This window comes from Nocardioides ginkgobilobae (assembly GCF_054781275.1).
Genome location: NZ_BAAGUS010000002.1, coordinates 70,883 through 94,559, shown reverse-complemented (window position 1 = coordinate 94,559; position 23,677 = coordinate 70,883). Strand labels below are relative to the sequence as shown.

Genomic DNA, 23,677 nt, shown 5'->3' with positions numbered 1-23,677 from the left:
CCGAGCCGCCATGTGGGGTCGGTCAGCAGATCCGGTGCATCCAGCCGAAGGAGTCCTCGGCGCGACCGAACTGGACGTCCACGAGCTCGCGGCGGACCCGGGTCCACAGCGCGTCCGCGGCCTCGACGCCGGCCGCGGCCGGGGTGGACCCGCCGGCCCACTTGAGCTCCCCGACGGGCGTGACGACCGCGGCGGTGCCACAGGCGAAGACCTCGGTGATCGCGCCGGAGGCGACGCCGTCCTTCCACTCCTGGATCGAGAAGCGGCGCTCCTCGACCCGGTGGCCGAGCTTGCCGAGCAGCTCGATGATCGAGGCGCGGGTGATGCCCTCGAGGATCGTGCCGGTCGCCGGGGTGACCACGTGGCCGTCGGCGTGGACGAAGTAGAGGTTCATCCCGCCGAGCTCCTCGACGTAGGTCAGCTCCTGGGCGTCGAGGAAGACGACCTGGTCGCAGCCCTGGGCGATGGCCTCCTGCTGCGCGACGAGCGAGGAGGCGTAGTTGCCGCCGGTCTTGGCCGCGCCCATGCCGCCGCGGCCGGCCCGGGTGTACTCCTCGGTGAGCCACAGCGTCACCGGCTTGACCCCGCCCTTGAAGTAGGCGCCGGCGGGGCTGGCGATGACCATGAAGGTGACGTGCTGGGCCGGGCGCACGCCGAGGAAGACCTCGGAGGCGAACATGAAGGGGCGGATGTAGAGGCTCTTCTCGCCGCCGTCGGGCACCGGCACCCAGCGCTCGTCGGCCTGGACGAGCGCGTCGACGCAGGCCACGAAGTCCTCGACCGGGAGCTCGGGCAGGGCAAGCCGCTGGGAGGAGCGCACCATCCGCGCGGCGTTCTCCTCGGGGCGGAACGACCACACCGAGCCGTCGGGGTGGCGGTAGGCCTTCATCCCCTCGAAGGTCTCCTGGGCGTAGTGCAGCACCGCGGCGGCGGGGTCGATCGAGAGCGGGGCGTAGGGCTCGATCCGCGCGTCGTGCCAGCCGGCGTCGGGGGTCCACTCCACGGTGAGCATGTGGTCGGTGAAGTGGTTGCCGAACCCGGGGTTGGCCAGGATCTCGGCGAGCCTCTCCTCGCTGGTGGGGCTGCTCGAGCGCGTGGTGCGGATCTGCATGGGCGTCACGGTAGTCGACCTGTCTCTGGTGCGGTGCAGGGGGAAATGCGCGACCGCCGGGACCCTCGGTGGGGGTGCCCGGCGGTCGCGGTGCTCGCTCGTTGGCGAGCCGCAGCGTGGGCGGTCAGCCCGCTACGCGCGCGGCGATCGCGTCGCCGACCTCGGAGGTACGCCGCGGGGCGACGTCGCCCGCGGCCGCGCGCCCAGATCTGTCAGCGAGGTCGTCGAGGACGGCCCGCTCGACGGTGGCCGCGGCCTCGGGGTGGCCGAGGTGGTCCAGCAGCAGCGCGGTCGAGAGGATCGCGGCGGTCGGGTCGGCCTTCTGCTGGCCGGCGATGTCCGGGGCCGAGCCGTGGACGGGCTCGAACATCGAGGGGGCGGTGCGGTCGGGGTTCACGTTGCCCGAGGCAGCCAGCCCGATGCCACCGGTGATGGCGGCGGCGAGGTCGGTGATGATGTCGCCGAAGAGGTTGTCGGTGACGATCACGTCGAACCGCTGGGGGTTCGTGGTCATGTGGATCATCGCGGCGTCGATGTGCATGTAGTCGACGGTGACGTCCGGGAACTCGGCGGCGACCTCCTGGGTCAGCCGCCACCACACCGAGCCGGCGTGGACGAGCACGTTGGTCTTGTGGACCAGCGTGAGGTGCTTGCGGGGGCGCTTGCTCGCGCGGGCGAAGGCGTCGCGGACGACCCGCTCGACGCCGTACGCCGTGTTGACGCTGACCTCGGTGGCCACCTCGGCCGGGGTGCCGACGCGCAGCGCGCCGCCGTTGCCGGTGTAGGGGCCCTCGGTGCCCTCGCGGACGACCACGAAGTCGACCTCCTCGCCCTTGAGCACGGCCTCCGAGAGCGGCGAGGTGACGCCGGGGAAGATGCGCGAGGGGCGGAGGTTGACGTAGTGGTCGAGCTCGAAGCGCAGGCGCAGCAGCAGGCCGCGCTCGAGGATGCCCGGGGGCAGGTTGGGGTCGTTGGGCTTGCCGCCGACCGCGCCGAGGAGGATCGCGTCGTGCCCGCGGATCTCGCGGAGCACGGTGTCGGGCAGGACCTCGCCGGTGGCGAGGTAGCGCTCGGCCCCCAGGTCGTAGCGGGTCTGCTCGAACTTCAGCCCCGACGGCGCGGCGGCCTCGAGGACCTTGAGGGCCTCGGGGGTCACCTCCTGACCGATGCCGTCGCCGGGGATGACGGCGAGCTGGATCGAACCGGCGGTGTCGGGAGAAGTCATGGGGTGGACGCTAGTTGTCGTCGGGGCGCTGGCCGCCGTTGTCCCGCAGGTCGAGCGCGTGCTGCAGGGCCTCGCGGCTGCGGGGGTTCTCCGGGTTGTGGGCGGCGGGGCCCCACTCGGGGTACATGTCGTACATCGGTCGTGTCCTCTCGCGTGCGTCGTCTCCCCGCCGCGAAAGCGGTGGGGATGCCCGGGCCGGTGCCGGGGATGACTGCACGGTGGGGACTGCTCGTCGCGTGGGTCGCACGGACGGGTCTGACCGGTGTCAGGAGCGGGTCGCGCGTGCTGGCGCCGGCGTACCCGCCGCGAAGTCATCTCACAGCTGCGGATCGAGCGTCTCTCCCCGGCCGTGCCGAGATCGGCGTACCGAGAGGGAGAGGGGTGTGAGACCGGGTGCGCACCAACGCCGACCACCGCGGCGAGGTGGCCTCACTGCAGTCAGATCTGCTGGGCCCCGCCGCGGCGCTCGAGAATTACGAGGATGCTCCGCATGGTGCCTCGAGGATAGGCACGCACCTGCACCTCGGCCACCCCTTTCCCCACATCGTCCGCCATGTGGGACGCCCGTCCCGCGGAGGGAGACACCGGGGTGGACTGGACAGGTGAGCGCCTCCCCGGACCTTCCCGACGTCGTCGAGCGCGCCTTCCAGGTCTCGCGCCGGGCCGGCTACGTGTCCTTCTGCCGCAACGAGACCGGCCGGCTGCTGGCGATGCTCGCCGCGACCCGGGACGGGACGATGGCGGAGTTCGGCACCGGCTGCGGCGTCGGCACCGCCTGGCTGCGCTCGGGCGTGCGCGGCGAGAAGGCGCGGATCGTCACCGCCGAGCTGGACCCCAAGCTCGCGAAGGCCGCAGGAGAGATCTTCGCCGAGGACGACCAGGTCGAGGTGCTGGCCGCCGACTGGTCGACCCTGCTGGACCGCGGCCCCTACTCGCTGCTCTTCCTCGACTCCGGCCAGCCCGGCCAGGTCTCCGTGGACGCCGTCGCCGACCTGGTCGAGGACGGCGGCATCGTCGTGCTCGACGACTTCACCCCCTGCGAGGTCTGGCCGCCGATCACCTACGGCCGCGTCGACACGCTGCGCGAGGAGTGGCTGACCGACCCCCGCTTCACCGCGGTCGAGGTCATGGTCGCCTCCGACGCCTCCACGATCATCGCGACGAAGCGCTGACCGTCCGGCACCGCCGAACCGGCAGTTCTGAACCCTCCACCCCTCACTTCTGCTCGCGTCAGGGTTCGCAGCTGACGGCTCGAGGGTTCGAAGCTGACGGTTCGGCGGTGAGGGCGACCACGAAGGTGGGCAGCAGAGCCTGGGTGACCGGGCCGATCGCGAGGGCGTAGAGCACGGTGCCCAGGCCCGCGGTGCCGCCCAGCAGCAGCCCGATCACCACGACGGTGACCTCGAGAGCGGTGCGGACGAGCCGGATCGAGAGGCCGGTACGCCGGTGCAGGCCGGTCATCAGCCCGTCGCGCGGTCCCCGGCCGAGCTGGGCACCGATGTAGGCAGCGGTCGCCACCCCGTTGAGCAGCACCGCGGCGACCATGGCCACCCCGCGCACCGCGAGGTCGTCCAGCGGACCGACCAGGGAGAGCGTGGCGTCGGCGGCCAGGCCGATGACCAGGGCGTTCGAGACCGTGCCGAGGCCCGGGACCTCGCGCAGCGGGATCCACAGCAGCAGCACGAGCAGGCTGACCAGGATGATCGCCTGGCCCAGGCTCATCGGCAGGTGCCGGGCGAGCCCCTGGTGGAGGACGTCCCACGGCGCCGCGCCGAGGCCCGCGCGCACCAGGAGCGCCAGCGAGGCGCCGTACAGGACCAGGCCGAGGTAGAGCTGGACCAGGCGGCGCGGGAGCCGACCCGCGCGCAGCTGCGCGATCGGGCCGAGGTCGGACAGGAGCTGCATGGGCTCCATGGTGCGTGAGATTGGACTGTTGTGACATAGCCAATCGTGGTTCAGTGGTCTGCATGACCCAGGCCACCCAGTCGCTCTCGGCCGCCCGTGTCGCCGCGCTCGTCGAGGGCTTCGACCGCTCCCCCGCCTACGCCGGGCTGGCCGACTCCCTCGTGCTGCTCATCGGCGACGGGCGGATCGCCAGCGACGTGCGGCTGCCGAGCGAGCGGGAGCTGACGGAGGCGTTGGGCGTCTCGCGCACGACCGTGACGCGGGCCTACCAACAGCTCCGCGACTCCGGGTACGCCGTGGCGCGGCAGGGCGCCGGCACCTTCACCCGGGTCCCGGGCGGGCGGGCGCGCACCCGCGACCGCGCCCTCACCCCCGACCAGCTGGTGGGCGACCACCCCGACGGGATCGACCTCGGCTGCGCGGCGCCCGCGGCCCCGGCGGGGTTGGCGGCGGCGTACGCCGAGGCGGTCGCCGAGCTGCCGGCGTACCTCGGCGGCCACGGCTACTTCCCGACCGGGCTCCCGCACCTGCAGGCCGAGGTGGCCCGTGGCTTCGAGGCGCGCGGGCTGCCGACCGACCCCGACCAGGTGATCATCACGCCCGGAGCGCTGTCGGGCGCGGCGATCGTCGCGCAGGCACTCGCCCGGCGCGGGGACCGGGTGCTGGTGGAGTCACCGGTCTACCCCAACGCGACCCTCGCCCTGCGCAACGCGGGCGGCCGACTGGTCGGTGCCCCCGTCGACCCCGAGGGCTGGGACCTCGCCGCCATCGGCGCACAGCTGCGCCAGGTCCGCCCGGCGCTGGCCTACCTCGTGCCGGACTTCCAGAACCCCACCGGGCACCTCATGACCGACGCCGAGCGTGAGGAGTACGCCGGGCACCTGCGCGCCGCGGGCACGGTCGCGGTCGTCGACGAGTCGCTTCAGGCCCTGGCGCTGGACGGCCAGGAGATGCCGCGGCCCTTCGCGGCGCACTCGCCCGACGCGATCACCATCGGCAGCGCGAGCAAGGCGCTGTGGGGAGGGCTGCGGCTGGGATGGGTGCGCGCGCCCCGCGGACTGGCCGAGGAGCTGACCCGTGCCCGGCTCAGCCTCGACCTGGGCTCGCCCGTGCTGGAGCAGCTGGTGCTGGCACGGCTGCTCGCGGGCGGGCCGGTGCTGCCCGACCAGCTGGTGCGGCTGCGCGAGCAGCGCGCGGCCCTGCTCGAGGCGCTCACCGAGCAGCTGCCCGAGTGGCGCTGGGTGCGGCCCGGGGGCGGTCTCGCGGTGTGGTGCACGCTGCCGCGCGGCAGCGCCCTGGCGATCGCCGACGCCGCCGAGCGGGTCGGTGTCGGGCTCACGCCCGGACCGCTCTTCGCGGCCGAGGGCGGGCTGGACCGGTTCGTGCGCATCCCCTGGACCCGCCCCGCCGAGGAGCTGCGCACCGCCGTGGCCCGACTGGCCGAGGTCTGGCAGGCGCTGCCCGACACCCCGGTCCGGCCGCGGCCGGGTCGGGTGCTCGTCGCCTGAGGAGGAGTCCGTCGGGCTCCCGCCCGCGACGCAGCGGTGGGACAGTGGCCCGGTGACGACGCGCGAGGACCTGGTGGCCGGGAGGTACATGGCCTTCACGACGTACCGACGCACCGGCGAGGCGGTCACCAGCCCGGTGTGGGTGGTGCCCGTCAGCGACGGCAGGGTCGGCTTCTGGACCTCGGCGCGCAGTGGCAAGACCAAGCGGCTCGACCACACCGAGCGGGTGCGCGTGCAGCCCTCGGATGGGCGGGGCCGGGTCGAGGCCGGCTCGCACCCGCTGGACGGGACGGCCGAGATGGTGCGCTCGGGCGGGTTCTTCGACGAGGTGCACGCCAAGGTCCGGGAGAAGTACGGCGTCATGACCACCGTCACCCGGTTGCTGGCCAGGGTGGGGCCCCAGGGCCGGAAGGGCCTGTCCTACGCCGACACCGTGGTGCTCGTGCGGCTCGACGGCCAGCCCGGGCCCTAGCCGAGTGCCCTTCGCTGGGGACTACCCCTCGACCGCCCCCCGGGGGTCGAGCACGTCGCGGGCGTCCAGCGCTCGGCGCAGGTCGTCCAGCAGCTTGCGCAGCAGCCGCGAGACCTGGGTCTGGGTCACGCCCAGGACCTCGCCGATCTCGGACTGGCTGAGCTCCTCGACGAAGCGCAGGTGCAGCAGCTGCTGCTCGCGGGGGCCGAGGGCGGCGATGAGGGGGCGGAGCACCAGGTGGTCGTCGACCCGCTCGAGCCGGTCGCCCTCGCCCAGCAGGTCGCTGATCCTGGCGGTGCCCGTCGGACCGACGGGGGCGTCGAGCGAGGTCGCGTGCATGGCCGCCGAGGCCTGCAGCGCCTCCTCGCAGGTGTGCTCGTCGATGCCGAGCCGCTCGGCGAGCTCCGCGGTGGTCGCGGGCCGGCCGAGCTCCTGCTCGACCTCCTCGCGCAGGGCTCGCACCTGGGCGCTCAGCTCCTGCAGCCGCCGCGGGGGCCGCACCACCCAGGAGTGGTCACGGAAGTAGCGCTGCACCTCGCCGCGGATGGTCGGCACCGCGAAGCTCAGCAGGTCCTCGGCCTGGGCCGGGTCGAAGCGGTGGACGGCCTTGCACAGCCCCTCGTACGCCGCCTGCTGGAGGTCCTCGGAGGACAGCCCGCGCCGGCGGTAGCGCGCAGCGACGGCCTCGGCGACCGGCATGTTGGCGTCGACCACGCGGGCGAGCACCGGCCGCCGCACCTCCTCCTCGGGGAGTCCGTGGGCGAAGACGAGCAGCGCGCTGGTGGCGCGCCTGCGAGGATCGTGCTCGACCGGCGCGGTCGTGCGCTCGGCGGTGCCGTCGACCGCGTGCAGCCGGGTCGTGGTGACCTCGCCCGGGGTCGGGGGTGCCGGGGTCCCCCGGGGCGGGGCGACGGTGAAGCCGGACCGGCGCCGCAGTGACGGGCCGGGCGCGGCGGGACCGGGTGAGGCGGGACGGGGCGGGAGCGGGGCGATGCTCATGGTGGGAGGGTCCTCCGGGCTGGACACAGACCGGGGAGCCGACGCTGCTGCAGCTCCCGCGTTGAGGGCGTCCTTCCCCCGTCGTCGCGAAACTATGCACAAGGATTCGACAGGTCTCCCTTCGGGTGGCCGCATCCGTTCCCGCGAGGGCGCCGGGCACGATGAGTCCTGCTCGTGGGGTCGGTCCACCTCCCAGGACCCACGGGTCCGTTCCCGCACCGCGAGCCCGAGGAGACCCCATGAAGCTGCTGCTGACCTCCGGCGGCGTGACCAACGACAGCATCCGCACCGGCCTGGTCGACCTGCTCGGCAAGCCGGTCGAGGAGGCGAGCGCGCTGTGCATCCCGACCGCGATGTACGCCCACCCCTGGGTCGGCATGGGAGAGAAGCCCTGGCAGTTCGTGGCGGGGCGTGCCGAGAACCCCATGGTCGACCTCGGCTGGGACTCGATGGGCCTGCTCGAGCTCACCGCGCTCCCGAGCATCGAGCGCGACCTGTGGGAGCCCCGGGTGCGCGAGGTCGACGCGCTGGTCGTCGCCGGCGGTGACGTGCTCTACCTGGCGCACTGGCTGCGGGAGTCCGGGCTGCTGGAGGTGCTGCCGGGGCTCGAGGAGACCACGTGGCTCGGCCTCAGCGCCGGCAGCATGGTGATGACCCCCGAGGTCGGGCAGGACTTCATCCAGTGGCGACCGCCGTCCGGCGACACGAGCACGCTCGGTTGGGTGGACTTCTCGATCTGCCCGCACCTGGCCGCCGACGGCGGGCCCGGCAACAGCCTCGACGAGGCCCGGTCGTGGGCCGCCGGCCTCAGCGGCCCGGCGTACGCGATGGACGACGAGACGGCGGTCCGGGTCGTCGACGGCGAGGTCGAGTGGGTCTCCGAGGGGACCTGGCTGGAGCTCTGAGCAGACTCAGTCCAGGATCACGTCGGCGCCCTGCTCGCGCAGCCGCTGGAGGCTCTCGAGCATCTGGGCGAGGGCCTCCGGTGGGTGCGGCGGCCAGTCCTCGACCTCGTGCACGACCCGGAGCGCGCCCTCTGTCCGGAAGGACTGCGTCGGGTTGCCGGGGAACCTCTTGTCGGTGACGTTCGGGTCGTCCTCGAAGGGGGCGAGCGGTTCCACCTCGTAGACGTGGCCGGGGCCGTCCTCACCGCTCAGGGCGCAGGAGAGCTGGGCTCCCCAGGCGGCGGTCGTCACCAGGGTCGTGAAGTAGACGTGGCGCAGCACCCGCCCCTCCTGGTACGCCGAGGGGTGGCCGGTCCGCAGCTCCTCGCCCGGCGCGAGCACCGCCCGGGTGCCGTGCAGGAACGGCCCCCGCACGTGGCAGTGGTCGTCGTAGGTCACCGCGCGACGCGGCTCGGCAGGCAGCCCCACCCGGCCATCCTCGCCGAAAATCCCTCGCCGACGCACCCGCCCGCCACCTAGCCTCGTTCCGCCCCACCCCCTCCTGGCAGGAGCCGCCGTTGCTCGTGTGAGCACGCCGCCCCCGACCCCGGACGCCACGCGCTCCGGGGCCGACCCGACGTCTCGCAGCCCAGGAGCGACATGCCCGCCACCACCCCTGCCTCGCCCCGCTCGCACGGCACTCCCCTGGCCGCCCACGGCCTCGACCTCGTGCGACCCGACGGCACCACGACCCTGCGCGGCCTCGACCTGCTCGTCCCCGCGGGCCGCTCCGGCCTGGTCGGCGCCAACGGATCGGGGAAGTCGACCCTGCTGCACGTGCTCGCCGGCCGGCTCGCACCGAGCGCGGGCCACGTGACCGGCCCGGACCCGAGCAGCATCGGCCTCCTGCCGCAGGACCTCGCGCTGCGGGTCGAGCAGCCGGTCGAGGACTTCCTCGGCCTCGGTGCGACCCGGCGCGCGCTGCGCCGGATCGAGGCCGGCTCGGTGGACCCGGCCGACTTCGACGCCGTCGGCGCGGACTGGGACGTGGACGAGCGCGCCCGTGCCCAGCTCGAGCGGCTCGGCCTGCCCGGAGGGCTGCTCGACCGCCGCGTCGGCGAGGTCTCCGGCGGGGAGGCGGTGCGGCTGGCGCTCGCCGGCCTGCTCCTGGCCCGGCCCGACGTGCTGCTGCTGGACGAGCCGACCAACAACCTGGACCGAGCCGCCCGCGCGGTGCTGCACGAGGTCGTCGGCTCCTGGTCGGGCACGCTGCTGGTCGTCAGTCACGACCGGGAGCTGCTCGAGCGGGTCGACCGGGTCGGCGAGCTCCGCACGCCGCGGCAGGGGCCCACGACGGTCGGCTGGTACGGCGGCGGCTGGTCGTCGTACGCCGCGCAGGTGGGCGCCGAGCGCGAGGCGGCCGAGCACGCCGTGGCCGTCGCGCGCGCCGACGTACGACGTCAGCAGCGTGACCGGCGCATCACCGAGCAGCTGCTGGCGGCCCGCTCGCGGATGGCCCGCCGCGACGCGCCCGACACGACGAAGGCGGCCCGGGACTTCCTGCGCAACCGCGCCGAGAAGGGCGCCGGCAGCCTGCGCACCACCCAGGACCAGCGGCTCGAGCAGGCCCGCGAGCGACTGGGCACCGCCGAGCTCGCCGTGCGCGACGACTCCGCGATCCGGGTGGACCTGCCCGGCACGGCGGTGCCGCGCGGGCGCCGGGTGCTCACCACCGACGGGCTGGTGCTGCGCACCGGTCGAGCGGTGGACCTCGAGCTGGCCGGGCCGGAGCGGGTCGCCGTCGTGGGCCGCAACGGCGCCGGCAAGTCCACGCTGCTGCACACCCTCGCGGGGCGGCTGGCTCCGCTGGCCGGCCGCGTCGCGGTGCACGTGCCGACCGCGCTGCTCCCCCAGCGCCTCGACGTGCTCGAGGAGTCGCTGACCGTCGCCGGGAACGTCCACGCCGCCCACCCGGGAGCGACGGCCACCGAGGTCCGCGCGCTGCTCGCGCGCTTCCTCTTTCGCGGCGGCGCCGGCGACAAGCAGGTGTCGGCGCTCTCCGGCGGCGAGCGGTTCCGTGCCAGCCTCGCGACGCTGCTGCTGGCCGACCCCGCGCCGCAGCTGCTGCTGCTCGACGAGCCCACCAACAACCTCGACCTGGCGTCGTACGACGCCCTGGTGACGGCGCTGGCGTCCTACCGCGGCGCGCTCGTGGTGGTCAGCCACGACCCGGGGTTCCTCGAGGAGGTCGGGGTCGACCGGGTGCTGGACCTGGACGGACCCGCGGCCTGCTGAGCCCGGGGCGGGGGCTTCGTCAGCAGGCCGAGCCGTCGATGCCGCAGGCGTCACCGGCCGCACCACCGACGGCCCCGCCCACGAGCTGCACCGGCGGGTGCGCCTCGGACCAGGCCCGGTCGAGCAGCCGGCTGAAGACCTCGGTGGGCTGCGCGCCGGAGACGGCGTAGCGCCGGTCGACGACGAAGAACGGCACGCCGCTGACCCCGAGGTCCTGGGCTGCGTCGATGTCCGCGGCGACCGCGTCGGCGTACTCCTCGCCCGTCAGCACCTCCTCGACCCGCTCGGGGTCCAGGTCCAGCGCGAGCGCCTCGCGGCGCAGCACCTGGTGGTCACCGATGTCGGCGGCGTCCTCGAAGTACGCCGAGAGCAGCGCCTCCTTGAGGCGGCCCTGCAGGTCGAGGCCCCCCTGGTCCAGGGCGAGGTGCAGAAGCCGGTGGGCGTCGAGGGTGCTGGTGTGCACGGTCTCGAAGAGCCGGAAGGCCAGCCCCTCCTCGGCCGCGAGGTCGACGAGCTGCTGCTGCATGTCGCGCATCTCGTCCTCGGAGCGGCCGTACTTCCGGGCCAGCACGGGCGTGGTCAGCTGGCGCTCGGCACCGTGGCCGTGCGGCGGGGCCGAGGGGTCGAGCTGGAAGGAGCGCCACACGACCTCCACCTGGTCGGCGTGCTCGAAGGACTCCAGCGCGCGCTCGAGGCGCCGCTTCCCGACGAAGCACCACGGGCAGACGACGTCGCTCCAGATCTCGATCCGCATGTGTGGTTGAACCCTCACCGACCGGCCGGCATTCCGCTCCAGGTGCCCGTCTTGGCCACAGGATCCCCACAACCCGGTACGCCGCCCGAGGCCACGACCCGGGGTCCACCTCAGGGTGGGCTCGGGGTCACGCCAGGGGTCGGCTGGGTGGTGCTCCCCGATGTGCCGGACCCCTCGGCGCCGCGAGGCTCGACCCATGATCGAGATCCACGAGCTGACCAAGCGCTACGGCGACCACCTCGCCGTCGACCATGTGACCTTCACCGCCCGCCCCGGGCGCGTGACCGGCTTCCTCGGCCCCAACGGCGCCGGCAAGTCCACCTCCCTGCGGATCCTCGCCGGGCTCACCCCCGCCACCAGCGGGACGGCCAGCGTCCTGGGCCGGCGGTACGCCGACCTGCCCAACCCGGGTCTGGAGATCGGCGTCCTCCTCGACGCCTCCGCCCAGCACGCCGGCCGCACCGGCCGCGAGGTGCTGCGGGTGGCCGCCGAGACGATGGGGCTGCCCCGGACCAGGGTCGCCGAGATGCTCGACCTGGTCTCCCTGACCGAGGAGGAGGCCGGCCGCCGCGTCCGCGACTACTCCCTGGGCATGCGCCAGCGTCTCGGCCTGGCCACCGCCCTGCTCGGCGACCCCGCCGTGCTCGTGCTCGACGAGCCGGCCAACGGCCTGGACCCCGCGGGCATCCGCTGGATGCGCGACCTGCTGCGCGACCACGCCCGGCGCGGCGGCACCGTGCTCCTCTCCTCGCACCTGCTGCACGAGATCGAGGTCATCGCCGACGACATCGTCGTGATCGGGCACGGCCGCGTCGTGGCCCAGGGCACCAAGGAGGAGCTCCTCCACGACGACCGCACCCTGGTGCGGGCACCCGAGGTGGGTGCCCTCGCCGCCGCGCTCACCGGCGCCGGCTGGACCGTCGAGCGGGTCGACCCCGCCGACCCCACCGCGGGCCTGCGCACCGACGCCTCCCTGGCCACCACGGGCCAGGTCGCGCTCGCGGCCGGCCTCCCCCTGCTCGAGCTGCGCGCCGCCGACGGCGCGGGGCTCGAGGAGATGTTCCTCCAGCTCACCGCCGACACGCAGAGAGAGGCCGCAGCATGACCACCCTGACGACCAGCCCGAGCGCCGCCGCCGCGGCCCCGGGCGGCACCCCGTCGGCGTACGCCGACCGGGCCGCTCCCGCACCCATCCCCTTCGCGCGGCTGCTCAAGGTCGAGCTGCGCAAGATGTTCGACACCCGCTCGGGGCTGTGGCTGATGGCCTCGATCGGGATCCTCGCCGCGCTGGCCTCGGCCGCCGTCGTGCTGTGGGCCCCCGACGACCAGGTCACCTACGAGACCTTCGCCGCTGCGGTCGGCTTCCCGATGGCGGTGCTGCTGCCGGTGATCGCGGTCCTGTCCGTGACGAGCGAGTGGAGCCAGCGCAACGGCCTGACCACCTTCACCCTGGTGCCCCACCGCGGCCGGGTCATCACCGCCAAGGCGGCCGGTGCCCTCGTCGTGGCCGTCGCCGGGATGCTGGTCGCCGCGGCCGTGGGCGTCGTGGGCAACCTCGTCGGCTCCGCCCTCAACGGCACCGACGCGATCTGGGACGTCAGCGTCTCCGACTTCACCGCCATCGTCCTGGCCAACGTGCTCGGTGTCTTCCTGGGATTCATGCTCGGCGCGGTGCTGCGCAGCTCGCCGGCGGCGCTGGTGGGCTACCTGGTCATCAGCTTCGTGCTGGTGCCGCTCACGATGACGCTGGCGGCGGCCCAGCAGTGGTTCGCCGACATCCAGCCCTGGGTGGACTGGAACTTCACGCAGAGCCAGCTCTTCGAGGGCCTGCCCACCGACGGGGAGTACTGGGCACAGCTGGGCGTCACCACCACGGTGTGGCTGCTCCTGCCGCTGGCCTGGGGACTGTGGCGCCTGGTGCGGGCCGAGGTGAAGTAGCGGCCGCCGACCACGACGTACGACGCAGCCGAGCCGGGCCCCTGTCGGGACCCGGCTCGGCTGTCGGTGCGTGGTGGTGCGGGGCCGCCGGTCAGCGCGCGGCGGTGCCCTCGACGTAGTCGGAGTCGTGGCTCTTGACCCACGCCATGAGCTTGCGCAGCTCGCGCCCGGTCTTCTCGATCGGGTGCTGCTCGCCCTGCTCGCGGAACTTCGTGAACTCCGGGGAGCCGTTGTCCATGTCGGTGATGAACCGCTCGGCGAAGGCGCCGTTCTTGATGTCCTCGAGGACGGCCTTCATGTTCTCCTTGACCCGCTCGTCGATGACGCGGGGACCGGAGACGTAGTCGCCGAACTCGGCGGTGTCGGAGACCGACCAGCGCTGCTTGGCGATCCCGCCCTCGTACATCAGGTCGACGATGAGCTTGAGCTCGTGCAGGCACTCGAAGTAGGCGACCTCGGGCTGGTAGCCGGCCTCGATGAGGGTCTCGAAGCCGTACATCACCAGCTGCGAGGCGCCACCGCACAGGACGGCCTGCTCGCCGAACAGGTCGGTCTCGGTCTCCTCGGTGAAGGTGGTCTTGATGCCGCCGGCGCGGAGGCCGCCGATGCCCTTGGCGTAGGACAGCGCGAGCGGCCAGGCCTGGCCGGAGGCGTCCTTCTCGACGGCGACGAGCACGGGGACGCCGCGGCCGTCGACGTACTCGCGACGCACGAGGTGGCCGGGGCCCTTCGGGGCGACCATGAAGACGTCGACGTCCTCGGGCGGGGTGATGTAGCCGAAGCGGATGTTGAAGCCGTGGCCGAAGACCAGGGTGTCGCCCGCCTTCAGGTTCGGGGCGATCTCGTCGGCGTAGAGCTTCCGCTGGTGCTGGTCGGGGGCGAGGATGACGACCACGTCGGCCTCGGCAGCGGCCTCGGCCGGCGTCATGACCTTCAGGCCCTCGGCCTCGGCCTTCGCCCGGCTCTTGGAGCCCGGCTGCAGGCCGATGCGGACGTCGACGCCGGAGTCGCGCAGCGACAGCGAGTGGGCGTGGCCCTGGCTGCCGTAGCCGATCACGGCGACCTTCTTGCCCTGGATCAGGGACAGGTCGGCGTCGTCGTCGTAGAACATCTCAGCCACGGGGGCTTCTCCTTTGGTGTGGGTACTGCTGGGTGGTGGGGCGAAGTCTGGGTTTCGAGACGGCGCTGGCGCGCCTCCTCAACCGGCGCATCGGCGCTGGCGCGCCTCCTCAGCCGGCGGTGGCTGCCGTCGGGGCGGGGACCGAGACCGGGCGCAGGTTGCGCTCGGAGATCGAGCGGGAGCCGCGACCGATCGCGACCATGCCCGACTGCACGAGCTCGCGGATGCCGAAGGGCTCCACGACCCGCAGGAAGTCGGCGATCTTGCCGGCGTTGCCGGTGACCTGGATCGTCACCGCGTCGGGGGCGACGTCGACGACCTTGGCGCGGAAGAGCTGGACGGTGTCGAGCACCTGGCCGCGGGTCTCGGCGGTGGCCGCGACCTTGACCAGGACCAGCTCGCGGTGGACCGAGGCGGTCGGGTCGAGCTCGACGATCTTGATCACCTCGACCAGCTTGTTCAGCTGCTTGGTGACCTGCTCGAGCGGGGACTGCTCGACGTTGACCACGATGGTCATCCGGGAGATCCCGTCGTGCTCGGTCGGGCCGACGGCGAGGCTCTCGATGTTGAAGCCGCGGCGGGAGAACAGGCCGGCGATCCGGGTCAGGACGCCGGGGCGGTCCTCCACGAGGACGGACAGGGTGTGCTTGCTCATGTCGTCTCAGGCCCTCACAGCTCGTCGTGTTCCCACTCGGGCGCGAGGTCCCGGGCGTACTTGATCTCGTCGTTGCTCGTGCCGGCGGCGACCATCGGCCAGACCATGGCGTCGCGGTGCACGCGGAAGTCGACCACGACCGGGACGTCGTTGATCTCCATGGCCTTCTCGATCGTGGCGTCGACCTCGTCGGCGCTGTCGCAGGCCAGGCCCACGCAGCCGTAGGCGTCGGCCAGCTTCACGAAGTCGGGGATCCGCACGGGGCCGTCGTGGCGCTGCAGGTTGGTGTTGGAGTAGCGCTCGTTGTAGAAGAGCGTCTGCCACTGGCGCACCATGCCGAGCGACTCGTTGTTGATGACCGCGACCTTGATCGGGATGCCCTCGATCGCGCAGGTGGCCAGCTCCTGGTTGGTCATCTGGAAGCAGCCGTCGCCGTCGATGGACCACACGGTGGTGTCGGGGCAGCCGACCTTGGCGCCCATCGCGGCCGGGACGGAGTAGCCCATGGTGCCGAGGCCACCGGAGTTCAACCAGGTGCGCGGCTTCTCGTACTTCACGAAGTGCGCGGCCCACATCTGGTGCTGGCCGACGCCGGAGGTGTAGATCGCGTCGGGGCCGGCGATGTCGGAGAGGCGCTGGATGACGTACTGCGGGGCCAGGCCCTCCGCGGGCGTCTCGTAGCCCAGCGGGTAGCGCTGCTTGAGCCCGGCCAGGTAGCCGACCCATCCCTCGTAGTCACCGGTGTGCCCGGCGTCCTGCTCGGCCTGGAGCGCGACCACGAGGTCGGAGATGACCTCGCGGCAGTCGCCCACGATCGGGACGTCGGCGTGCCGGTTCTTGCCGATCTCGGCAGGGTCGATGTCGGCGTGGATCACCTTGGCGTGCGGGGCGAAGGAGTCCAGGTTGCCGGTGACCCGGTCGTCGAAGCGCGCACCCAGGCTGATGATGAGGTCGCTCTTCTGCAGCGCGGCGACAGCGGCGACCGTGCCGTGCATGCCCGGCATGCCGAGGTGCTGCGGGTGGCTGTCGGGGAAGGCGCCCAGGGCCATCAGCGTCGTCACGACCGGCATGCCGGTGAGCTCGGCCAGGACCCGCAGCTCCTGGTGGGCGTTGGCGCGGATCGTGCCGCCGCCGACGTACAGCACGGGCTTGCGGGACTCCAGGATGAGCCGGGCGGCCTCGCGGATCTGCTTGGAGTGCGGCTTGGTGACGGGGCGGTAGCCCGGCAGGGAGATCTCGGTGGGCCAGGCGAAGGTGGTCATCGACTGCAGCGCCGACTTCGCGACGTCGACCAGCACCGGGCCGGGGCGCCCGGTCGAGGCGATGTAGAACGCCTCGGCGACGGTGCGCGGGATGTCGGCGGGGTCGGTGACGAGGAAGTTGTGCTTGGTGATCGGCATCGTGATGCCGCGGATGTCGGCCTCCTGGAAGGCGTCGGTGCCGATCATCGAGGCCCCCACCTGCCCGGTGACGGCCACCATCGGGACCGAGTCCATGTAGGCGTCGGCGATCGGGGTGACCAGGTTGGTCGCGCCCGGGCCCGAGGTCGCCATGCAGACGCCGACCCGGCCGGTCGCCGCGGCGTACCCCTGGGCGGCGTGGCCGGCACCCTGCTCGTGGCGCACCAGGATGTGGCGGATGGAGGAGTCCATGAGGGGGTCGTACGCCGGGAGGATGGCGCCGCCCGGGATGCCGAAGATGTTGTCCGCGCCGGCCGCCTCCAGCGACCGGACCAGGCTCTGTGCGCCGGTGATCTCGCTCATGCCCTGCTCGTCTCCTCTGTCCTACTGCTCGTCGGGGCTGCTGCCCCACCAGGATGGCCCCACAAAAAAGCCCCCCGGCCACGATGGCTACGAGGGGATGACGCGCTGGCCGGATCGGGGTCGATCAGCTCACGCGTCGCGTGCGTACGAGGAGGTCCTGGCGCATGCGGCCACCGTAGCCCCCCTGTCCCCGCACGTCATCCGAGGGGTGTCTCGGTCCCACCATCTGAGACGAGCGTCCCGCATCGTGGGCGTCAGGCGGGCGAGCAGGGGCTCCGTCACGCGGCGGAGCCAGGGCCGCGGCCGAGCCAGGTGGTCAGGCAGGCCCGGTTGCCCTGGGGGTCCTCGAGCACCCAGAACGCCGGCGCCTGGTCGTCGCTGACCAGCCGGCCGCCGGCCTGGAGCACGGCGGTGATCCGCTCCTGGACCACCTCGGGCGGCACCCGCACGTCGGCATGCCAGCGCTGGCGGTGCTCCCCCACGTGGCCGGGTCGCTGCTCGGTCGGCTGGAACCACACCGAGGGCCACCGCCCGGCCGGGTCGACCGCGTCGTCCTCGGCCTCGTCCAGGCCGAGCACCGCGGCCCAGAACGGCTTCACCTCGCCTGCGTCCCAGGTGTCGAGCGCCCACTCGACCGCCTGCAGCTGCGCGGGGACGGCGCTGACGCCCAGGGCGTGGGCTGCCTCGGAGACAGCGCGCGCCAGGCGCAGGTCGCGGCGGGTGACCCCACCGACGTCGTGCGACCAGGTGCGCACCTCGACGAAGCCGTAGCGCAGGTCGACGTCGGGGTGGTGGTCCTGCTCGTCGGCGACCTCGGCCACCTTCGCCACCAGGCGCGCACCTGTGGTGAAGTCGCCGGTCTCGAAGCGGGCGGCCAGCAGCCCGAAGAGGGGGCGCCAGTCCTCGAGCCCGCCGTCGACCTCGGTGCTGATGTCGTGGTCGGAGAGGACGTGCTTGTCGGCGTCGGGGATCGAGGGGCTCACGGGAGGACAGCCTGCCGCTCCGGCGGTCCGCTGACCAGCCGGGCGGCCGAGGCCGATCAGCCCTGGTCGGCCGTGACGGCGACCGGCTCCTTCTGCAGCGTCTCGCGGGCGGCCAGCCACAGCGGCAGCGCCAGCAGGCTGACCAGGCCGGTCACCGCGAAGGCCCAGCCCCAGCCCGCCTGGTCGGCCACGACACCGATGAGGACCGGGCCGATGATCGCGCCGCCGTCCTGGGCCATCTGGAAGGTGGAGAGCACGGTGCCGCCGGAGCGCTGGTTGCCGATGACGTCGGCGACCGTGGCCTGCTGGCCGGGGTTGACCATGCCGGCACCGAAGCCGGAGACCAGGGAGAGCACCAGCAGCACGACGAGGCTCTCGCTGAGGCCGAGCGAGCCGAGCGAGACCGCCGTGATGCCGAGGCCGAGCACGACCATCGGCTTGCGGCCCACGGTGTCGGTGACCTTGCCGGAGAACTGCAGGCTGGCCGCGGTGCCGGCCGCGGCGACGGCGAGCGCGACGCCGGCGACCCAGGTCTCGTCGTGCATCGCGACGGCGAACTGCGGGACGATCGCGACCCGGACGCCGAAGTTGGCCCAGCCGTTGGCAAAGGCCGAGGCGAGCGCGGCGCGGTAGGCGGAGTCGCGCAGGCCCTCCCCCAGCCGCATCGGCTCCTGCGGGGTGGCGGTCGGGTCCGGCCGGAGGCTGGCGTGGGAGAGCCGGACTCCCACGACGAGGGCGGCGACGACCAGGGCGGCGGCGTACACCACGAACGGCACGCGGAGGCCGAGCCCGGCCATCAGGCCGCCCAGCACCGGGCCGAGCATGCCGCCGATGAGGAAGGAGCTCGCGTAGGCCGAGGAGACCCGCCCGCGCATCGTCGGCGGCGCCAGGCGCACCAGCAGCGCCATCGCCGAGACGGTGAACATCGTCGAGCCGAGGCCGCCGAGCCCGCGGAAGACCAGCAGCTGCCAGTAGGTCTGCGCGACGGCGGTCAGCAGCGAGGACGCCGCGACGATCCCGAGGCCGGTGAGGTAGACCCACCGCTCCCCGAGCCGGGCCACGAGCACGCCGCTGCCCGGGGCGCCGAGGAGGCGGAAGAAGGCGAAGATCGAGACCACGAACGAGGCAGCGGCCACGCCCACGTCGAAGCTGCGGGCGTAGGCCGGCAGGACCGGGCTGATGATGCCGAAGCCGACCGCGATGACGAAGGCCGAGGCGATCAGGACCTTGATCTCACCGGGGATGGGCTGCTGGTCCGCGCGTCGGGGTCCCGAGGCGGCGCCGGCGCGCCTCCTCGACCGCCGGCCGGGTGCGGCGGTGTCCTCGCTGGTGCTCACGCGTGTGCCAGCACCTCGGCGGCCGCGCGCATTCCCGCCCCGACCTCCGCGAAGGAGGTGGACAGGGGGGCGAGCCCGACCCGCAGGCCACCCGGGTCGCGGTAGTCGGGGATGACGTCGCGCTCCCAGAGCCGGGCGACGACCTCGCGCATCCGCGGGTGGTCCACCGTCACGTGCCCGCCCCGGCGGTCCGGGTCGCGCGGGGAGGCCAGCTCGGCGCCGAGCGGTGCCAGCAGCTGGTCGGCCAGCTCCACGGCGTACGACGTCAGGGCGACGGACTTGGCGCGGACCGCCTCCATGCCGACCTCGGCGATCGTGGCGACCGTGTCGCGCAGCGCGAGCATGCCCACGACGGGCGGGGTGCCCGAGATCATCCGTCGGATCCCGGGCGCAGGCGTCCACTCCGGTCCCATGGCGAACGGGTCGGCGTGCCCCATCCAGCCCGTCACCGGCTGGTCGACCCGGTCGAGGTGGCGGGCGGCGACGTAGACGAAGGCGGGCGAGCCGGGCCCGCCACCGAGGTACTTGTAGGTGCAGCCGACGGCCAGGTCGACGCCCCAGTCGTCGAGGGCCAGCGGCACCGAGCCGACCGAGTGCGAGAGGTCCCACAGCACCACGGCGCCGGCGTCGTGCGCGGCGGCGGTGATGGCGGCGGCGTCGGCCAGCCACGCGGAGCGGTAGGCGACGTGGGAGAGCAGTACGCAGGCGGTCCGCCCGGACAGCTGGGCGGCGACCGACTTCGGGGTGACGCCGGCGGCGGGGTCGACCTCGACCCAGCGCAGCGACAGGCCGAGCTCGCGGGCGACCGAGGCTGCGACGTACCGGTCGGTCGGGAAGTCGTCGCGGCACAGCACGACCTCGGTGCGGTCGGGCCGGAGCGCACAGGCCGCGCGCAGCGCCTTGTAGAGCAGCACGGTCGTGGAGTCGCCGACGGTCGTCTGGCCCGGTGCGGCGCCGAGGCAGGCGGCGGCGATCTCGTCGCCGACGACCAGCGGCAGCTCCATCCAGGACTCGTCCCAGCCGCGGATCAGCCGACCGCCCCACTCGTCGGCCACGAAGGCCGCCATCCGCTCGGCGGTCGAGCGCAGCGGACGGCCCAGGGAGTTGCCGTCGAGGTAGACCAGCGGGGTCTCGCTGCCGACGTACCTCGCGCGTAGGTGCGCCAGCGGGTCGTCGCGGTCCAGCTGCTCGGCATCCCTCACGGCGCATGTCTACCCCAGCCCGGGGAGACCCGGTGGCATGCTCCCCGGCATGGCCATCCGCCCCGAGCTGCTGGAGGTGCTCGCGCGGCGGGCACTCACCGAGGACTCCGCCCGGCCCGAGGCCGTCGCGCGGCTGCACGAGCGGGGCGGGCGGACCGCCCGGGAGAACCTCGCCGAGCTGGTCGACGAGGGCAGCTTCGTGGAGTACGGGCGGTTCGTGACCGCGGCGCAGTCCCAGCGACGCCCCCTGGACGAGCTGCTCGACCGCACCGCCGCGGACGGGATCGTCGGCGGGCTGGCGACGGTCGACGGGCACCCCGTGGCGGCGCTGTCCTACGACTACCTCGTGATGGCCGGCACCCAGGGGATGCGCGGGCACCGCAAGACCGACCGGCTGCTCGACGTGATCGACCGGCTGCGGGTGCCGACGGTCTTCTTCGCCGCCGGGGGCGGCGGCCGGCCCGGCGACACCGACATCCCGCTGGTCTCCGCCCTCGACGTCACGACCTTCGCCGCCTGGGCCCGGCTGTCGGGCCGGGTGCCGCGGATCGCGGTCGTGGAGGACAACTGCTTCGCCGGCAACGCGGTCATCGCGGGGTGCTCGGACCTGATCGTCGCGACCGAGCGCGCCTCCCTGGGCATGGGCGGGCCGGCGATGATCGCCGGCGGCGGGCTGGGTGACGTGGCCGCGGCCGACGTGGGTCCGATCGAGGTGATGGAGGCCAACGGCGTCGTCGACGTGGTCGCTCGGGATGACGACGCGGTGGGCACGGCTCGCGAGCTGCTCTCCTACTTCTTGGGTCGTACGACGGCGTGGACCGCCCCCGACCAGGCGTCGCTGCGGGAGGCGGTCCCCGAGGGCGAGCGCACGGCCTACGACCTGCTGCCCATCGTGGAGACGCTGTGCGACGAGGACTCGGTGACCGTGCTGCGGCCCGGGTTCGCGCCCGAGCTGCTCACGGCCCTGGGTCGGATCGAGGGCCGCACCGTCGGGGTCGTGGGCAACGACACCCGGCACTGGGCAGGCGCGGTCACCGCGGACGCCGGCGACAAGGCAGCGCGCTTCCTGCAGCTGTGCGACGCCCACGGCTTCCCGGTCGTGTCCCTGGTCGACACCCCCGGGATGATGGTCGGCCCCGACGCCGAGCGCACCGGGCTGGTGCGGCACACGTCGCGGCTGCTCGTCGCCGCGGCCCGGATGGAGGTGCCGCTGCTGGGGGTGGTGCTGCGCCGCGGCTACGGGCTGGGCGCGCAGGCGATGCTCGGCGGCAGCACCCACGAGCCGCTCATGACGATCGCCTGGCCCGGCGCGCACCTCGGGGCGATGGGGCTCGAGGGCGCCGTGCGGCTGTCCATGCGGCGCGAGCTGGAGGAGATCGCCGACCCGGACGAGCGGGAGGCGCGGGTCAGGGACCTGACGGCGTACGCCCAGGCGCACTCGACGGCCCTGGAGGTCGCCCGGCACTTCGAGATCGACGACGTCGTCGACCCGGCCGAGACCCGCGGCATCCTGGCCCGCCTGCTCGACGCCGCCGACCGCGACGGCCGGCTGGTCGGGAGCGGGCGCCCCGTCGACACCTGGTGATCCTCCCGGCGGTGGCCCGACCGATGAGTCCGTCGGTCGGGGCTGGTCGGATGGGGTCGTGAGGAAGCTGATCGTCACCGAGTTCATCACCCTGGACGGCGTCATCGAGGACCCGAGCTGGACCTTCTCGGAGGTCGAGCACGACGACGCCGTCTACGACATCAAGGGCCGCGAGCAGGAGGAGGCCAGCGCGCTGCTGCTCGGCCGGGTCTCCCACGACGAGTTCGCCCCCGTGTGGCCGTCGATGGAGGAGTTCGAGACCTACAACGCCATGCCGAAGTACGTCGTCTCCTCCACCCTCGAGGGCTCGGACTGGACCAACACCCACGTCCTGCGCTCGCTCGACGACGTGGCCGCGCTCAAGGAGCGCACCGACGAGGGCGAGGGCCCGATCTACGTGCACGCGAGCGCGACGCTGGCCCATGGACTGCTCGCCGCCGGGCTCGTGGACCGGCTGCACCTGCTGGTCTTCCCGCTGCTGCTGGGCTCGGGCAAGCGGCTCTTCTCCGACACCGGCTCGAAGGTGAACCTCCGGCTCGTCGAGTCCGCGACCTACGGCAACGGCGTCACCCTGCAGGTCCTCGACGTCGTCCGCTGATCTCTCCGCCGCCCCGGGGCGGGCTGGCCTGGGCGGGGGCCCCGGAGGAGCGGCGCCAGGCGGTGAAGCTGCCGACCGCGGACGGTCGCGGTCGCACCAGCCACAGCCACGGGTGGACCTCCTGCGGCTGCACCTGCGCGGCCCGGGCGCGGAAGCCCGGGACCGGCGCGTGCGTGACGGCCAGGCTGCGACCCGCCAGCTCCTGGGCCACCACGCCGCGGCGCACCTCGACCTCGCGCCGGGTGGCGAGGTCACCGAGCGTGTCGGCCAGGAAGACCAGCCGCTTGCCGGAGAGCCGCAGGGTGCGCAGCAGCGGCTCGTCGAAGACGAAGACCGCGGGGCGGTCGTCGTCGGCCGCCAGTGCGGGGTCGGCGTCGCCGAGGGACTCGGCGGTCAGCCACACCTGCTCGGCTCCCCCGCCCTGCACCTCGGCCGGCCCGCCGTCGAAGCCGTCCTTGCCCAGGTCCGGTCCGTCGACGCGGGGCAGGTCACCGGTCTCGGGCCAGTCCTCGATGGGGCAGGCGCTGCTCAGCGGGCAGGAGCGGCACAGCGCCTTGGCGCGCTTCTCGACCTGCCACCGGCTGAACCCGTAGGGCCGGCCGCTGCCGGTGCCGACCGTCCACTGCCAGCCCAGCCGGTTGGCCGCGCGCGAGCCGTCGAGCAGGTGCTGGAAGAACAGGTCCTCGCCGTCGCGCCAGTCCGCACCCGCCCGCACCGCCCACTGCGAGGCCAGCCACATGCGGGTCTGGTTCACCAGCCAACCCTCGCCCTCGAGCTCACCGACGACGGCCTCCATGCAGGCCATCTCCGCGGGCCACGGCTCGGGCCAGGCCGGACCGACGCGGGGCTGCTCGTGCTTGATCGACCGGCCCAGGGCGGCGCCGGTGCGGGCGTACAGGTGCCGGGAGTACTCCTGCCAGAGCAGCTCGTCGCGGTACTTGTCGCGGTCGTGGGCGGGCGCGCCGGCGACCGCCTTCCACATCTCGGGCAGCGGCACCAAGCCGTGCCGCAGGTACGGCGACATCCGGGTCGCCCCGCGCCCCGACACCGGCAGCACCACGCTGCGGCGCCGCGCGTACCCGCTGATGTCGAGCGACGCCAGTGCCGCATCGGCCGCGGTCTGTCCCCGGACGTGTCCCCCGCGGCGTACCGCGTCGGGGCCCTCGAGGGTCAGGTCGCCGAGGTGCTCGGCGACCCAGGCGAGGGTCGCGTCACCTGCGGCCTCGTGGGGCGGCGGCGGGGTCGGGAGCTGCACGTCCCAGGTCTACCGGCAGGCTCAACACCCGGGCGGGTCAGAACTGACGACCCCGAGGGCTCGGAAGTGACTGCTCGGCGGTGGCCGA

The 23,677-nt window shown here is 73.6% G+C and carries 23 protein-coding genes; 9 read left to right on the top strand and 14 right to left on the bottom strand.

All coding sequences use genetic code 11. From position 1 onward, the window contains the following. Positions 1 to 22: 22 nt before the first annotated feature. The 3 genes from ACYVID_RS02700 to ACYVID_RS02690 form a co-directional block, all read right to left on the bottom strand. A complete protein-coding gene (locus tag ACYVID_RS02700) occupies positions 23 to 1,111 on the bottom strand; it encodes a branched-chain amino acid aminotransferase (RefSeq protein WP_460734174.1) in 1,089 nt (362 codons plus the stop codon). A 124-nt stretch (positions 1,112 to 1,235) separates the two neighbouring features. Continuing rightward, positions 1,236 to 2,336 carry a 3-isopropylmalate dehydrogenase gene (locus tag ACYVID_RS02695; protein ID WP_460734172.1) on the bottom strand — a complete coding sequence of 367 codons (1,101 nt, stop codon included), beginning with the start codon at positions 2,334 to 2,336 and terminating at the stop codon, positions 1,236 to 1,238. 10 nt (positions 2,337 to 2,346) lie between these two features. Then, positions 2,347 to 2,472, bottom strand: coding sequence for a hypothetical protein (locus ACYVID_RS02690; protein WP_300639708.1), 126 nt, complete (start codon positions 2,470 to 2,472; stop codon positions 2,347 to 2,349). A gap of 466 nt (positions 2,473 to 2,938) precedes the next feature. Here ACYVID_RS02690 and ACYVID_RS02685 point away from each other — a divergent pair, with 466 nt between their 5' ends. Continuing rightward, positions 2,939 to 3,508: an O-methyltransferase gene (locus ACYVID_RS02685; RefSeq protein WP_300639710.1), complete on the top strand. Its 570-nt coding sequence runs from the start codon at positions 2,939 to 2,941 to the stop codon at positions 3,506 to 3,508. 58 nt (positions 3,509 to 3,566) lie between these two features. On the opposite strand, the gene yczE is transcribed toward ACYVID_RS02685, so the two are convergent. Continuing rightward, positions 3,567 to 4,241 (bottom strand): membrane protein YczE, encoded by a 675-nt coding sequence (yczE, locus tag ACYVID_RS02680; protein WP_460734170.1) that lies wholly within the window; start codon positions 4,239 to 4,241, stop codon positions 3,567 to 3,569. 62 nt (positions 4,242 to 4,303) lie between these two features. Here yczE and yczR point away from each other — a divergent pair, with 62 nt between their 5' ends. Further along, positions 4,304 to 5,749: a MocR-like transcription factor YczR gene (yczR, locus tag ACYVID_RS02675; RefSeq protein WP_460734168.1), complete on the top strand. Its 1,446-nt coding sequence runs from the start codon at positions 4,304 to 4,306 to the stop codon at positions 5,747 to 5,749. Positions 5,750 to 5,801: 52 nt separating this feature from the next. Then, on the top strand, positions 5,802 to 6,221 hold the full coding sequence (locus ACYVID_RS02670; protein ID WP_460734166.1) for a PNPOx family protein: 420 nt from the start codon (positions 5,802 to 5,804) through the stop codon (positions 6,219 to 6,221). 21 nt (positions 6,222 to 6,242) lie between these two features. Here ACYVID_RS02670 and ACYVID_RS02665 read toward each other — a convergent pair whose 3' ends face one another. Beyond that, complete coding sequence (locus tag ACYVID_RS02665) at positions 6,243 to 7,220, bottom strand: sigma-70 family RNA polymerase sigma factor (RefSeq protein WP_460734164.1); 978 nt, start codon at positions 7,218 to 7,220, stop codon at positions 6,243 to 6,245. Between the two features lie 239 nt (positions 7,221 to 7,459). Here ACYVID_RS02665 and ACYVID_RS02660 point away from each other — a divergent pair, with 239 nt between their 5' ends. Beyond that, positions 7,460 to 8,125, top strand: a complete 666-nt coding sequence (locus tag ACYVID_RS02660) for a Type 1 glutamine amidotransferase-like domain-containing protein (protein WP_460734162.1) — start codon at positions 7,460 to 7,462, stop codon at positions 8,123 to 8,125. Between the two features lie 6 nt (positions 8,126 to 8,131). Here the strand turns inward: ACYVID_RS02660 and arr are convergent, their stop codons facing one another. Continuing rightward, complete coding sequence (gene arr / locus ACYVID_RS02655) at positions 8,132 to 8,563, bottom strand: NAD(+)--rifampin ADP-ribosyltransferase (protein ID WP_460734631.1); 432 nt, start codon at positions 8,561 to 8,563, stop codon at positions 8,132 to 8,134. Positions 8,564 to 8,764: 201 nt separating this feature from the next. Here arr and ACYVID_RS02650 point away from each other — a divergent pair, with 201 nt between their 5' ends. Then, positions 8,765 to 10,399 (top strand): ABC-F family ATP-binding cassette domain-containing protein, encoded by a 1,635-nt coding sequence (locus tag ACYVID_RS02650; RefSeq protein ID WP_460734160.1) that lies wholly within the window; start codon positions 8,765 to 8,767, stop codon positions 10,397 to 10,399. Positions 10,400 to 10,418: 19 nt separating this feature from the next. On the opposite strand, the gene ACYVID_RS02645 is transcribed toward ACYVID_RS02650, so the two are convergent. Then, positions 10,419 to 11,153 carry a DsbA family oxidoreductase gene (locus ACYVID_RS02645; protein ID WP_460734158.1) on the bottom strand — a complete coding sequence of 245 codons (735 nt, stop codon included), beginning with the start codon at positions 11,151 to 11,153 and terminating at the stop codon, positions 10,419 to 10,421. Between the two features lie 196 nt (positions 11,154 to 11,349). Here ACYVID_RS02645 and ACYVID_RS02640 point away from each other — a divergent pair, with 196 nt between their 5' ends. Together ACYVID_RS02640 and ACYVID_RS02635 are read left to right on the top strand one after the other, a co-directional pair. Continuing rightward, on the top strand, positions 11,350 to 12,258 hold the full coding sequence (locus tag ACYVID_RS02640; protein WP_460734156.1) for an ABC transporter ATP-binding protein: 909 nt from the start codon (positions 11,350 to 11,352) through the stop codon (positions 12,256 to 12,258). After that, positions 12,255 to 13,091, top strand: coding sequence for an ABC transporter permease (locus ACYVID_RS02635; protein ID WP_460734154.1), 837 nt, complete (start codon positions 12,255 to 12,257; stop codon positions 13,089 to 13,091). Before ACYVID_RS02640 ends, ACYVID_RS02635 begins: the two co-directional genes overlap by 4 nt. A gap of 91 nt (positions 13,092 to 13,182) precedes the next feature. Here ACYVID_RS02635 and ilvC read toward each other — a convergent pair whose 3' ends face one another. The 6 genes from ilvC to ACYVID_RS02605 form a co-directional block, all read right to left on the bottom strand. Further along, complete coding sequence (gene ilvC, locus ACYVID_RS02630) at positions 13,183 to 14,211, bottom strand: ketol-acid reductoisomerase (RefSeq protein WP_300639739.1); 1,029 nt, start codon at positions 14,209 to 14,211, stop codon at positions 13,183 to 13,185. Between the two features lie 109 nt (positions 14,212 to 14,320). Further along, positions 14,321 to 14,866 (bottom strand): acetolactate synthase small subunit, encoded by a 546-nt coding sequence (gene ilvN, locus ACYVID_RS02625; protein ID WP_460734151.1) that lies wholly within the window; start codon positions 14,864 to 14,866, stop codon positions 14,321 to 14,323. A gap of 14 nt (positions 14,867 to 14,880) precedes the next feature. Further along, positions 14,881 to 16,629, bottom strand: a complete 1,749-nt coding sequence (locus ACYVID_RS02620; protein ID WP_460734149.1) for an acetolactate synthase large subunit — start codon at positions 16,627 to 16,629, stop codon at positions 14,881 to 14,883. A gap of 278 nt (positions 16,630 to 16,907) precedes the next feature. Continuing rightward, positions 16,908 to 17,612: a 4a-hydroxytetrahydrobiopterin dehydratase gene (locus ACYVID_RS02615; RefSeq protein WP_460734147.1), complete on the bottom strand. Its 705-nt coding sequence runs from the start codon at positions 17,610 to 17,612 to the stop codon at positions 16,908 to 16,910. Between the two features lie 56 nt (positions 17,613 to 17,668). Continuing rightward, positions 17,669 to 18,949 carry an MFS transporter gene (locus ACYVID_RS02610; protein ID WP_460734145.1) on the bottom strand — a complete coding sequence of 427 codons (1,281 nt, stop codon included), beginning with the start codon at positions 18,947 to 18,949 and terminating at the stop codon, positions 17,669 to 17,671. Then, complete coding sequence (locus ACYVID_RS02605) at positions 18,946 to 20,151, bottom strand: kynureninase (RefSeq protein ID WP_460734143.1); 1,206 nt, start codon at positions 20,149 to 20,151, stop codon at positions 18,946 to 18,948. Before ACYVID_RS02605 ends, ACYVID_RS02610 begins: the two co-directional genes overlap by 4 nt. A gap of 49 nt (positions 20,152 to 20,200) precedes the next feature. Between ACYVID_RS02605 and ACYVID_RS02600 the strand changes: the two genes are divergently transcribed. Next, positions 20,201 to 21,736, top strand: a complete 1,536-nt coding sequence (locus ACYVID_RS02600; protein ID WP_460734141.1) for an acyl-CoA carboxylase subunit beta — start codon at positions 20,201 to 20,203, stop codon at positions 21,734 to 21,736. Positions 21,737 to 21,794: 58 nt separating this feature from the next. Further along, positions 21,795 to 22,334, top strand: coding sequence for a dihydrofolate reductase family protein (locus tag ACYVID_RS02595; RefSeq protein ID WP_460734139.1), 540 nt, complete (start codon positions 21,795 to 21,797; stop codon positions 22,332 to 22,334). Here ACYVID_RS02595 and ACYVID_RS02590 read toward each other — a convergent pair. Continuing rightward, entirely contained in the window at positions 22,303 to 23,589 is a 1,287-nt protein-coding gene (locus ACYVID_RS02590) for an FAD-binding domain-containing protein (protein ID WP_460734137.1), read from the bottom strand. The genes ACYVID_RS02595 and ACYVID_RS02590 overlap by 32 nt on opposite strands. Positions 23,590 to 23,677: the final 88 nt, after the last annotated feature.